The sequence below is a fragment of the Brevibacterium otitidis genome (assembly GCF_042429315.1).
GTDB lineage: Bacteria > Actinomycetota > Actinomycetes > Actinomycetales > Brevibacteriaceae > Brevibacterium > Brevibacterium otitidis.
The window spans coordinates 23,297-34,926 of sequence record NZ_JBHMAU010000025.1; the positions used below are offsets into that span (position 1 = coordinate 23,297).

An 11,630-nucleotide genomic window follows, 5' to 3' on the forward strand; every position below is an offset into this window, starting at 1 on the left:
AAGGATTCATAGTGTCGTTCCACCCCCGCGACCTCATCTCGGTCGGCATCTTCGCTGCCCTGTTGCTCGTCAGCTCCTTCGGCATCGGCATGCTCGGCGTGTTCTCACCTGCTGCGATGTTCGTCTCGCTGCCGCTGATGGCCATCGCCAACGGCCTGATCTTCGCGGTCTTCCTCGCCCGCGTGCACGGTCCCGGACTCATCTCGATCCTCGTCATGGTCCTCGGGCTGCTGATGTTCATCTCCGGGCACTCGGCGCTCACGCTCGCCTCATCTGTGGTCGTGGCCGTCATCTGCGAGGCGATCATGTACGCGACGAAGTACTCAAGCACGGCCGGCGTCATCGTCTCAGCCGGGGTCTTCAGCCAGTTCAACGACGGCGCACTGCTGCCGATCGTGTGGAACTCGCAGTCGTACTTCGATGAGATCTCCGCGCAGATGGGCCCGGAGTACGCTGCGGGCATGCGCGAGCTGTTCTCGGCTCCGATGGTCGCCGCGCTGGCCGGGCTCATGTTCGTCTGTGCGCTGCTCGGCGGCTGGCTCGGTGTGCGCATGACCCGCAAGCACTTCCGCCGCGCCGGCGTCGTGGCCTGATGCAGCGCCGCCTGGGCAATGCGGATCCGCGCACCAAGCTCGGTCTGCTCATGGTCCTCGGCATCCTCGCGCTCATGCCGGGACCGGCTGCCGTGGCCGCGGCGATCTTCGTCCTGTGCGCGGCCGGGCTCGCCTGGTTCCGCAGCTGGGGCATGCTCGCAGGCCTCACGGCGGCGTACATCGGTCTCAGCGCAGCCGGTGCCGGGCTCGTGCTGCTCGCCCATCCGGTCGCCACGACCATCGGAGTTGGGCTGCTCGTCGCGGCGAAGTACACGCTGCCGGTCGGGCTCGCGCTCGTCTTCTACGCCTCCACCCGCGGCAGCGAGCTCATCGCAGGACTGCGCGCACTCCGGCTGCCGGAGGCGCTCGTGCTGCCGGTGGCCGTCACCTACCGGTTCATCCCGACCGTGGCCGCCGAGGGCCGGGCGATCATCGCCGCGATCCGGCTCCGCGGCGGCAGCCGCCTCGGCCCGCTCACCGCACTCGAATACGTCCTCGCTCCCCTCATCACCTCCGTGCTGCGCATCGGCGACGAGCTCACCGCCGCATCGCTGACCCGCGGCCTCGGCGCCCGCCGGCCGGCCGACGGTACGGCGGTGCGTCCGACGAGCATCGCGCCGATCGGCTTCACCGGCGCCGACCTCCTGTGGGCCGGACTCGGGCTCATCCCCGCCGCACTCATGCTCACCGTCTGAGCGCACCGACTGAAAGGAACTCGCCATCAGCGCCTCGCCGCCCCCTCCCAGCGTCCCCGAGCACGGCGCTGCCGGCACACATGCGCACTCGCCTTCCGACCCCGAGGCGGTGGTGTGGAAGGATGTGTCGTTCGCCTACGCTGAGCTCACCGACGACGCACCTGCCAGCGCTGCGCATTCAGAGGACGTCGCGTGCCTGAACGGCATCAGCGAGACCATCCAGGCCGGGGAGGGCGTGCTCATCTGCGGCCCCTCCGGTGGGGGCAAGAGCAGCCTGCTGCGCACGCTCAGCGGTCTCATCCCGCAGTTCCACTCCGGACGCTTCACCGGCGAGGTCACCGTCGACGGCCATGACGTCTCCCAGCGCCCGCTGTATGAGACCGCCGCCCATGTCGCCACGGTGTTCCAGAACCCGCGCGCGCAGTTCTTCTCCACCGAAGTCGCCTCCGAACTCGCCTTCGCCGGTGAGAATCAGGGCCGGCCGGCCGACCAGCTGCGCCACGACGTCGTGGCCGCAGCCGCGGAGTCGGGCATCTCCGACCTGCTCGAGCGCCGCACCGCTGAGCTCTCCGGCGGTGAGAAGCAGCTCGTGTGCTGCGCGGCCGCCCTCGTCGAATCCCCGGCAGTCCAGTGCTTCGACGAACCGACGTCGAACCTCTCCCCGCTGGCGATCGAGCGCTTCACCGAGCACCTGCGCCGCCTGCGCGCCCGCGGGCAGACCTTCCTCATCGCCGAGCATCGGGTGCACTTCCTGCGCGGGCTCATCGACCGCGTCCTCGTCGTCGACCACGGCCAGATCATCGAGCAGATGACAGCAGAGCAGTTCTGGGCGCAGGACACGACGCAGCGCCGCCGCCTCGGGCTGCGCACGCTGACGTCACCGACCCTGCCGGACCTGCCCCGCGCCCGGCTGCACGCACCGGCTGCAGCGCAGCCGCCTGCCACTACCCGTGACCGGCAGCCTGGCGGCCAGCAGCCTGGCGGCCTGGAGGTGGAGAATCTGCGCCTGTCCCGAGGCGGTCGGCGCGTCCTCGACATCGCTCACGCACACTTCGCGCCCGGGCGCGTCCACGCGCTCGTCGGACCCAACGGCGCCGGCAAGACGACGTTCGCACACGCTGTGTGCGGGCTGCTGCGCACCCGCGGTGCCACGGTGCGCATCGACGGCCAGGTGCAACCGCCTCGGCGGCGGCGCGCCCGCACCGCACTCGTGATGCAGGAAGTCCACCGTCAGCTGCTGACCTCCTCGGCGGCCGAGGAGCTCACCCTCGGCGCCGATGAGCAGCGGGCGCATGCCGCGCTAGCCGAGTTCGGTCTCGAAGACTATGCGCAGCGGCACCCGCAGTCGCTGTCCGGCGGGCAGATGCAGCGGCTGGCGATCGCCCAGGCCGTCGCCGAGGACCGCTCCGTCATCATCCTCGACGAACCGAGCTCAGGTCTGGATCTGCGCAATATGGAGCGCGTCGCCGGCGTGCTGCGCAGCCTCGCCGACACCGGGCGCACCGTCATCGTCATCACCCACGACAGCGAGCTCATCACCGCCTGCGCCGACCGCATCGTCGAGCTGACACCCCTGACCGCCGCACCCTGACCCGCGCGGAAACCGGGCGGCGGCGCTCTGTGACAGTCCTGCCACAGGGGTGCATCCGCTGACACTGCCGGTGCGCCATAGTGTGGAGCCATGGACATCTTCCACGCCGATGCACAGCTGGTCGTCGCCGCTCTCAGCGACGCTCAGCTGCTGCGCGCATTCGGCCATACCGACCGAACGCGTGCCGTCGCCGAGCTGGCGCAGGCGCGCCGCGCCGAGGCGGCCGCGCCGAGTCCGGATGACCTGCGCGAGGCGGAGGCGCGCCAGCTGCAGGCCGTGCTCGCCGCCGTCGCCGGCAGGCACGAGCGCCGCAGCCGCCTCCTGCGCCGCACGTTCGGCGGCGTCGCGATCCTCTGGTGTCTGCTCATGGCGGGCGCCGTGTCCCTCGCGCTCATGGAGCATTACCTTCCCGAGGTGCCGCCGTTCCTCTTTGCGGTGGAGACGCGGATGCTCGGCGGCGCGGCGGTCGCCGTGGGCTTCTGCCTGCTCATGCTGGCCGCCGTCATCCGGGTAGCCGCAGTGTGGGGCACCGCCCGCTGGCAGCGCGTCGTCCTCACCGCCGCTCTCGAATGGGCCACACGGAAGCCCGGGCGTTTGGAGCGCGGCCTCGACGGGCTGCCGACGAGCGCATCGCTGAGCACCGGGGACGCCCGGATGCACTACGCCACCGCCGTCATCATCGCGATGGTCGGCGGGCTCGTGGCGACCACGCTCATGACCGCCGGACATCCCGTGCTGGCGATCGCCGGCATCATTGCGGTGGCCCTGCCGCTTATCATCGCGGCCGTCATGCTCGTCATCGGCTTCCACCGACTCAGCCGCCGCACCGATGCTGCCCTCGATCTCAGCGCCGCGCTCACCCATCCGAGCCCGCAGGCCCGCGCGCGCATCGATCTGGAGCGCGGACGCATCAACGCGGCGACCTTCGCCAGCCTGCAGCAGGCCCGCCGGAACGATTCGGTTAGCGGCGACTCACTGAGTTAGGCTGTCGGCCATGAATGCTTCGGCCGTCCCGACTGCCGCCTCCCCTGCCGTAGGTGCGCGCGCTGCTGCCAAGGCACAGCGGCGGGAGGCGATCCTGCAGGCGGCCAAGGGGCTGTTCGCCCGGCGCGGGTTCCACGCCGTCGGCATCGAGGACATCGGCACCGGGGCGGGGATCTCCGGTCCGGCGGTCTACCGGCACTTCGCCTCGAAGGAAGCGATCCTCACCGAGCTGCTCGTCGGGATCTCCGAGTACCTGCACGCTGGCGGGCGCGCGCTTCTCGCCGAGGCGACCGGCGCCTCGGGCACGGCGGATCTCATCGGCCGGCTCATCGACTTCCATGTCGACTTCGCTGTGCGCGAGCCTGAGCTCATCCGCATCCAGGATCGCGACTTCACGGCCCTGCCCGATGAGGCACGGCACCGCGTGCGGCAGCTGCAGCGTCAGTACGTCACGCTGTGGGCCGAGCAGCTCACCGGCCTGGAGCCGGATCTCAGCCCGGAGGCCGCGACGGTGCGCGTGCATGCGGTGTTCGGCATGATCAACTCGACGCCGTATGTCGCCCGGCGCATCGACCACGCCGTCGTACGCTCTCAGCTGCTCGCTGGCGCACGCGCCGCACTCGGGCTGGCGGGCTCCGCCTGACCCGGCGGCAGGTCAGACGACGTCAAAGAACAGCTTGCCCGCCTCGGGCTCGGCTGCGCGCAGCCGGATCCGCACCGGCTCGCCGACCGGCGCCTCGCCCTCAGCCCACACGACGACGGCAGGTTCGGGCACATGCACTTCGACGAGCCGGGTGCCGCTCTTCGTCGTCCGCGAGCCGACGAACACCCCGTCGAACGCCTCGCCGATCCGCTCCGCCAGCAGGATCGCCTCCGTGTACTCGATGACCTGCCGGTCGATCTGGCTGGCGCGCTGCCCGGACTTCTGCATCACCTCCGGCAGCTCCTCGAGCCCGGCGAGCGCCCAGGCCGGCGGCTCGGCTCCGCGGCTGGCGGCCTCGGCGAGCGGCAGCACATAGCGGTCGATGAGCCGGCGCAGCGGCGCGGTCGTATGCGCATACGGCGCCCCGACAGCAGCCTGCAGCAGCTCGCTGTCGGCAGCATCCTCGCTGATGAGCGTGTAACCAGCACCGCGGAACAGGGACGGCGAAGCGTAGTGCACGGCGAGCGCGCGCGGATTGCGCTCCTGGTGGCCGATGCTGCGGATGACGTCCTGATACGGCGCATCAGCGGGGAAGCCGAGGCCGGCGACGATCGCGAGGAAGTCGGCGATCGTCTCATCCTTGGGCCGCGGCATGGTGCGCAGCACGCCCTGCCCGGCCTCCAGCATGAGATTCGCCGCGACCCGCCCGGCGAGCAGGCTGATCTGGGCGTTCGCATCTTCGATGCCCTGCCGCGGCCGGTAGGTCAGCGTATAGTCACCATCGGCCTCGACGACGTCCTGGTCCGGGATCGCGAGGTCGATGCCGCCGCGGGCTGCTTCGTCTGCCTGCAGCGCAGCGCCGATCTCGGGCAGCCAGGCGATCGTCTCCGGCAGGGCTCGGCCGGCATCATGATCCGCCTGGACGGCGTCGTAGTCGAGCTGGGTGCGTGAGCGCACAACCGCGCGCACGAGCTCCTGACTGTGGATCGTGCCGTCGGCGTTGAGCTCGACGGTGAAGACATAGGCAGCCCGGTCGACGCCGGGCAGCAGGGAGGCAGCGCCTTCGGAGATGATCTCCGGGTGCAGCGGGATGCGCCGGTCGGGCAGGTAGATCGTCTGCCCACGCGCATGGGTCTCCCGGTCGAGTCGCCCACCAGGGGTGATGAACCGTCCGACATCGGCGATCGCATAGCGCACCCGGAACGCCGGGCCGTCTGCGGGCGCCTGCGCACCTGCGCCGAGCACGCTCAGGTGCATGGCCTGGTCGAGGTCGGTCGCGCCCTTCGGGTCGATCGTGACGAAGGGGATCTCGCGCAGGTCGATGCGCTCTGCAGTGATGCCGTCGCGGCCGGTGGCGAAGGGGTCGTCGCCGAGTTCGGCGACCGCCGCCTCGGCTTCGGCCAGCGCCTCGGCCGGGTATTCCTCCGGCAGACCCGAGGCGAGCCGAGTGTAGGCGGCCTGCAGCTTCGCTGCGAGCGGCCCGGGTGCCGGTTCCCGGCGCCGAGGTGTCAGTGAGCTGGGCAGGTGCAGGCTCGTGAGCATGAGGCCAGACTACCGCGGGCCCGCCTGCGCGCGGCGGGTTCCTGCCCGTCCGCGCGGTTTCGCTACTCCGCCCGCGCGGGGCGTCAGTCGGCGATGCGGCGGTCTGCGAGCTTGGGGTCGTCGCGGAACGGCACGACGAGCAGCGAGCATTCCGCTGCCGGCAGCACGCGGGAGGTGGTGCGGCCGAGCTGGGCGAGCATGCTGGCGAAGCGGCCCAGGCCGCGCTTGCCCATGACGAGCATATCGGCGGTCCGGGACTGCTCGATGAGCAGCTCAACCGGCTCGGCATCGTGGTAGGCGGCGTCGACGCGCAGACCCGGGAAGTGCGAACGAAGCCAGGTCATATCGAGCTCGGTCTGCGCGCGGGCAAGCTCATCGCCGTCGAGCGGTGCGGTGCCGACGATGATGTGCAGGTTCGCGTTCGTGTCCACCGCATAGCTGGCCGCGTTGAGGGCGGCCACCCCGGAGTAGTCGGAGGTGTCGAGGCCGACGACGACGCCGGTCTCCCCGCGCGGGTGGACGTCGACGGAGTCGAATTCGCTGCCGCGCACGGCCCGGTGGATGAGCACGGGGCTGAGCGCATGACCGGGCACGCCGGCGCTCACGGTGCCGATCCGTCCGGTGGCCGGCTGGTCGGAGCCGTGGTGGCCGATGACGAGCAGGCCGGCCTCTTCGCTGAGCTCGGCCATCACCTCGGCAGGGTCGCCGTCGTGGACTTCGGTGCTGAAGGCGGCCGGGCGCTCCTGCCCGGCCATGAGCTCGGTGAGCCGCTGACCGGTGGAGGCGAGCGCCTCCTCGGCGGCGGTGCGGGCGGCGGCATGGTCAGCGGAGGCGGGGTGGGCGGCGGAGGCGACGGAGACCAGGCGCAGCGGCTGGCCGGAGCGGCGCGATTCCTTCAGCGCCCAGGCCGCAGCCTCGCATGAGGTTTCGGAGCCGTCGACTCCGACAATGATGTCGCCGTTGATCTGCATCGCACCTGCCTCGGTTTCACTCACTCACTGCGTACCCTACCGCGTCGCACCGCCGGCGGACAGAGCGGGCGGGCTAGCGGGCGGGCTGGTCGGTGAGGCAAGCGGACAGCCAGCGGGGCTGTCAGGTGGCGTGAGCGCACGGCACCTGACAGCCCCAGCCGGGCCCGAGGCGGTTCAGGCCTTCTGGACGGTGATCGTCCAGCTGGCATCCCCGGTCCGGTCGAAGTTGGTGACCGGGTAGCCGTTGTCGGCGGCCCACTGCGGGATCGCCTCGGTGGCCTGGGTGCAGTCGAAGTTGATGACGAGCTCATCGCCGTCGTTCAGGCCGCTCATCGCGTCCTTGGCTTCGACGAGCGGGAACGGGCAGACGAGTCCGTCGGTCTCCAGCACATGCTGCATGGTTCTCTCTCCTTGTGTCGGTGCGTGGTTGTCAGTGTGTGGTTGAGGTGTGTGGGTGCGGCCTCGCGGCCGGTGCAGACTGCGCAGCCGGGTCAGGCGGCGACGGTCGCAGCCGGGGCCGAGGCGCTGGCCGGCTTGATCGTGAGCTTGGCTGCCAGCCCGGTCCCGAGCATCATGAAGATGAGCGAGACCCATCCCTGGTAGCTGAACTGGGCTGTTTCGACCATCGCGTTGCCGACGGTGCAGCCGCCGGCGAGGGCAGCGCCGACGCCCATGAGTGCACCGCCGCCGATCGACTTGAGCACCGTGGGCGCGTCGGGCACCCGCAGCCGGAACTCACCGGAGGCCTTCGCGGCGATGAAGGAGCCGCCGAGGATGCCGAGGATGAGCATGACGCCCCAGTCGACGAGCTCGACATCGCCGGTCGCAAGGTACTGCACGAGGTTCGACGACGGGGTCGTGATGCCGAGGCCGGCATTGCGGCCGGTGGCAGCCGACAGCGGCCAGGCGATCGTGGCGATGACGCCGATGGCCGCGGCGGTGGCGAACGGGTTCCAGCGCTTCTCGGTCAGCAGGTGGGCCAGGCCGGTCTTGCGCGGCGGCAGGGTGGCCAGCGGGGTCTTGGACTTGCGCTGGTGGTGGGCGACGAGGACCGCGGCGACGGCGGCGAGCAGGATGGCGAACACCCACGGGGAGACGCCGAAGGTCTGCGGCAGGCCGCCGGGTTTGATCGTGATGTCGCGGACCCGCTCGGTGAAGTCGGCCAGCGGGCCGCCCTTCATGATGGCGGAGAAGAGGGCGTAGAAGATGAGGGCGAACCAGCTGCCGACGAGCCCCTCGCCGGAGCGGTAGTAGGTGCCGGTGGCGCAGCCGCCAGCGAGGATGATGGCGGAGCCGAAGATGAAGCCGCCGACGATCGAGCCCACCCACGGGAACGGGCTCGATTCCAGGGTGATGATGCCGAGGGTGTTGAGGGTCATGAGGCCGACGGCGTGGACGGCGATGAGCAGGATGAACGCGGAGAACCAGCGGGTGTTGCCGGCGAGGAAGACGTCGCGGAAGGCGCCGGTGACGCAGAAGCGGCCGCGCTGGAACACGAAGCCCAACACGAGGCCGACGATGAGTCCGGTGATGATCATGAAAGTCCTTTGATCCGTTGCCGAGGCGCCAGCTGGCCTGGTCTGTCGGGCGCACGGGGCATGTGCGGCCAGTGTGGCGTGCGGCCATGTACGGCCGTTGCTGAATGTGCGGCCGGCGGTTCGGCGGAGTGGGAGAGGATTCGGTGTCGCGGTCACCGGATGGCACTGCAGCGTCGCAGGAGGCAGCTCAGCACAGCGGTTGCCGCCGAGGAGTCGGCGGCGGTGGGCTGAGTGTGAGCTGAGGTGATTCGGCGTTGCTGACAGAGCGCATCAGGGGCGCAACAGACAGCCGCGGGCGGCGACGGAGGGCAGATGGATCCTGCCCGGGGCGGGCACAGCGGTGCCCGGCATGCCGGGGCGGCGTAGAGATGTCAGGAACGACAGCCGGAAGTGCACACGTACATCAGATCGATGACGCGGCGGGAGAACAGGTGCAGGCGGAACATCGCGGCGGTTCTCCCTTCTGACGAGCGTGGTGAGCAGGGTGCGGGCGGTCCCGCACCATCTGAGAGTCCGGTGACTGCGGACGGTGATGACCATAGCAGACTCGACCGCCGAAATATTCCGACTGTGTCACAGTCAACATCAGCAGAGTCGCAGTCCTGCTGAGCATCAACACGAAGGCCCCTGATCAGCATTTCCACTGGTCAGGGGCCTTATTTCGAGCCTCCTGCCGGAATCGAACCGGCGACCTTCTTATTACAAGTTGGACGCTCGTCCCCAGCTCCATCATCGCGCGGCATAGCATCGCCCCATGTCAGACCTCAAGTTACACTCAGTCATGACGATGTGGGCCGCGTGGATGACGGCACGCTCACTATCGCCACGGACGATCCAAGAGCGTGTAGACCGAACGACTGCCTGCCTCAGTGCCACTGCGTCCACGTGGCACGGCATTACCGCAGATGAGATCGTCCGCTGGCTGGCCGACCTCGACGTTTCAGCCGCCAGCCGCGCCACATACTTCGGCCACCTCAAAGCGTTCTTCGACTGGCTGCAAACCGTCGAACTTCGCACCTCGAACCCGATGCGGTCGGTGCCCTCACCGCGCCGCCCGAAAGCGGAGGCCAGGCCCTTGGCAGATCACCAGCTGCCGAAGCTCATCGCCGCTGCGCAGCGGCCTCGCACCCGCATGATGATTCTGCTTGCTGCGGCAGCTGGGCTGCGTGTGCATGAGATCGCGCAGGTGCGCGGTCAGGACGTCGACCTGGCGGCTGGGACGCTCATCGTCACCGGCAAGGGCAACCAGACGGCCATGATCCCGGTGCATGAGGCGATCTCAGAGCACGCACACATTCATGACTTCCCGGCGCGCGGATGGTGGTTCCCGTCTGCGTCCGGCGGACATGTGCGGGCGGGGTCGGTCGGCACGCTCATCGGCCGCGCGATGCAGCGCGCCGGGATTGAGGGCACCGCCCACCAGCTCCGGCACTGGTACGGCACGAGTCTGCTTGACGCCGGAGTCGATCTGCGCATCGTTCAAGAGCTGATGCGCCATGAGTCAATCCAATCGACGGTGCGCTATACACGTGTGTCATCCGCCGCACGGCAAGCGGGCATCGACGCACTGCGACTACCGACAGCTGCCTGATCCCACACGACAAGGCCCCGGCTCAATGAGCCGGGGCCTTGTCGTGTTCCCGAGGTCATCCCCGAGGTCATCCCCGCTGCCGAGACCACGACGAGCACGCTGCACCGAACGCGGTGGTTGATGTTTCATCTAATTGTATGGAATCACACTTTGACACGTGTGCTAGTCGGATTTTCTTTGTAGCTTTCCACAGTTGCGTCTCCGCGCAATCGATGGTCACGCGCGGGCGCGCGCCGATCACGGTCTAGGGGCCGGTGACGACTTCCGCGCCCTAGTGCGCGGGTCGGCGCTCGGGATCGGGCACGATCCACGCGGCGGCGGCGGTGACAAGCAGCGTGAACGCCGAGGACACCTCGGGCGGTATGTCGAGGGACGGCCAGATCGCGGTGACTGCCCACACGACGATGACGGTGAGCGCGCCTGCGGTCGATCCGGTCGTGACGGTGCGTGATGGGGTTCTCATTTCCTGTTCTCCTCCTCGAGGCGGGTCAACCGCGCGTCTTGGTGGTCAAGCCGGGTCACGATGCGCCCGGCGCGGCTGTCGGTCATGGTGATGTGGTCGAGCAATAGCTCATTGAGTCGGTCGATCTTCTGGTTCACGTCGACCTGGCGGCGCTCCGTCTTGGTCGCGGTGGACTGCAGGCGGGCGTTCTGGCGGCGGATGTCCGAGAGGCACTGTGCGGCCCGCCCGGCGGTGGCGGACAGTGCGCCGATGAGCAGTCCGAGCGCCGTGAGCAGCGCGGTCACATCGTCGATCGTCGCTGTCACGTGATCGGTGCCTCCCACAGGGCTGCCCAGGTCTGGGCGCCGACACCGCCGTCGACGCGCAGCCGCTTCTCGTGCTGGAACTTCCGCACCACGTCGCGGGTGGCGGGGCCGTAGCGTCCGTCCACGCTGATGCGCCAGCCACGGTCTTTGAGGCGTTGCTGGAGCTGCCTGATGCCGTCCCGGTCGCGGGCATAGTAGCCGCTATGGTTGCGGGGGTCGCGGGATTCGACGCCGAACCAGTGGCCGCGTGGCAGCGGGAACGCCGGGGCTGTCCCCGCGGGCTTCGGCCGCGGCTTCGGCTGAGGCTGCGGTGCCTCGGCGTCGGCGATTCCCCAGCTGCGGCGGTCATTCTCGGCCGAGGCACGCTGATAGATCGAGATGTGGACGTGCTGCGTATGCGGATTCGATCCGCTGTAGCGGCGCGGCCGCCAGTTGCCGATGTCGCGGTTCATGATCTGCCGGTCGAAGATGATGTAGCGGACGCTGGGGTGACGTTTGGCGGCGGCGATGAGCGCGCCGGTGTCGATTCCCTTGGCGGTGATGTCGATCGCGTTCACGCTCCCCCGGCTGTTGGGGTTGTGATCCGACTTGCGGGCTGCATGTGCTCGGTCTCCGATGGTGCCGTCGCTGGCTTTGGAGCGGTTCGGCCAGCGGGCGTTGACCTCGGCGCGCAGCTGGGCGAGGGATGGAGCTAGGTGCCATGCCATGTTCTTT

Annotated in this window: 13 protein-coding genes; 6 read left to right on the plus strand and 7 right to left on the minus strand. The window is 69.4% G+C overall.

What is annotated here, in order from left to right; all coding sequences use genetic code 11:
- The first annotated feature begins 11 nt into the window (after positions 1-11).
- From ACFFN1_RS02895 to ACFFN1_RS02915, 5 genes are all read left to right on the plus strand, one after another.
- The gene (locus ACFFN1_RS02895) at positions 12-593 is read left to right on the plus strand and encodes an MptD family putative ECF transporter S component (protein ID WP_376838428.1); all 582 of its coding nucleotides are present in this window, start codon (positions 12-14) and stop codon (positions 591-593) included.
- Positions 593-1,288, plus strand: a complete 696-nt coding sequence (locus ACFFN1_RS02900) for an energy-coupling factor transporter transmembrane component T (protein WP_376838430.1) — start codon at positions 593-595, stop codon at positions 1,286-1,288. The genes ACFFN1_RS02895 and ACFFN1_RS02900 overlap by 1 nt, the downstream gene beginning before the upstream one ends.
- 124 nt (positions 1,289-1,412) lie before the next feature.
- Positions 1,413-2,879, plus strand: coding sequence for an ABC transporter ATP-binding protein (locus ACFFN1_RS02905; RefSeq protein WP_376838432.1), 1,467 nt, complete (start codon positions 1,413-1,415; stop codon positions 2,877-2,879).
- Positions 2,880-2,969: 90 nt separating this feature from the next.
- Complete coding sequence (locus ACFFN1_RS02910; RefSeq protein ID WP_376838434.1) at positions 2,970-3,863, plus strand: hypothetical protein; 894 nt, start codon at positions 2,970-2,972, stop codon at positions 3,861-3,863.
- Between the two features lie 10 nt (positions 3,864-3,873).
- The gene (locus ACFFN1_RS02915) at positions 3,874-4,506 is read left to right on the plus strand and encodes a TetR/AcrR family transcriptional regulator (RefSeq protein ID WP_376838436.1); all 633 of its coding nucleotides are present in this window, start codon (positions 3,874-3,876) and stop codon (positions 4,504-4,506) included.
- Positions 4,507-4,518: 12 nt separating this feature from the next.
- Here ACFFN1_RS02915 and ACFFN1_RS02920 read toward each other — a convergent pair whose 3' ends face one another.
- The 4 genes from ACFFN1_RS02920 to ACFFN1_RS02935 all read right to left on the minus strand — a co-directional run bounded on the left by ACFFN1_RS02920 (position 4,519) and on the right by ACFFN1_RS02935 (position 8,557).
- Entirely contained in the window at positions 4,519-6,048 is a 1,530-nt protein-coding gene (locus ACFFN1_RS02920) for an RNB domain-containing ribonuclease (protein WP_376838438.1), read from the minus strand.
- An 83-nt stretch (positions 6,049-6,131) separates the two neighbouring features.
- The gene (locus tag ACFFN1_RS02925; protein WP_376838440.1) at positions 6,132-7,043 is read right to left on the minus strand and encodes a universal stress protein; all 912 of its coding nucleotides are present in this window, start codon (positions 7,041-7,043) and stop codon (positions 6,132-6,134) included.
- 150 nt (positions 7,044-7,193) lie between these two features.
- Positions 7,194-7,418 carry a sulfurtransferase TusA family protein gene (locus ACFFN1_RS02930; protein ID WP_376838442.1) on the minus strand — a complete coding sequence of 75 codons (225 nt, stop codon included), beginning with the start codon at positions 7,416-7,418 and terminating at the stop codon, positions 7,194-7,196.
- A gap of 92 nt (positions 7,419-7,510) precedes the next feature.
- Entirely contained in the window at positions 7,511-8,557 is a 1,047-nt protein-coding gene (locus ACFFN1_RS02935; protein WP_376838444.1) for a YeeE/YedE family protein, read from the minus strand.
- 781 nt (positions 8,558-9,338) lie between these two features.
- Here ACFFN1_RS02935 and ACFFN1_RS02940 point away from each other — a divergent pair.
- Positions 9,339-10,148: a tyrosine-type recombinase/integrase gene (locus tag ACFFN1_RS02940; protein WP_376838446.1), complete on the plus strand. Its 810-nt coding sequence runs from the start codon at positions 9,339-9,341 to the stop codon at positions 10,146-10,148.
- A 271-nt stretch (positions 10,149-10,419) separates the two neighbouring features.
- Here the strand turns inward: ACFFN1_RS02940 and ACFFN1_RS02945 are convergent, their stop codons facing one another.
- From ACFFN1_RS02945 to ACFFN1_RS02955, 3 genes are read right to left on the minus strand one after another with little or no spacing between them, the layout of a single operon-like run.
- Positions 10,420-10,611 (minus strand): hypothetical protein, encoded by a 192-nt coding sequence (locus tag ACFFN1_RS02945; RefSeq protein ID WP_376838448.1) that lies wholly within the window; start codon positions 10,609-10,611, stop codon positions 10,420-10,422.
- Positions 10,608-10,895: a hypothetical protein gene (locus tag ACFFN1_RS02950; protein ID WP_376838450.1), complete on the minus strand. Its 288-nt coding sequence runs from the start codon at positions 10,893-10,895 to the stop codon at positions 10,608-10,610. The genes ACFFN1_RS02945 and ACFFN1_RS02950 overlap by 4 nt, the downstream gene beginning before the upstream one ends.
- 17 nt (positions 10,896-10,912) lie before the next feature.
- On the minus strand, positions 10,913-11,623 hold the full coding sequence (locus ACFFN1_RS02955) for a peptidoglycan-binding domain-containing protein (RefSeq protein WP_376838452.1): 711 nt from the start codon (positions 11,621-11,623) through the stop codon (positions 10,913-10,915).
- Positions 11,624-11,630 lie beyond the last annotated feature (7 nt).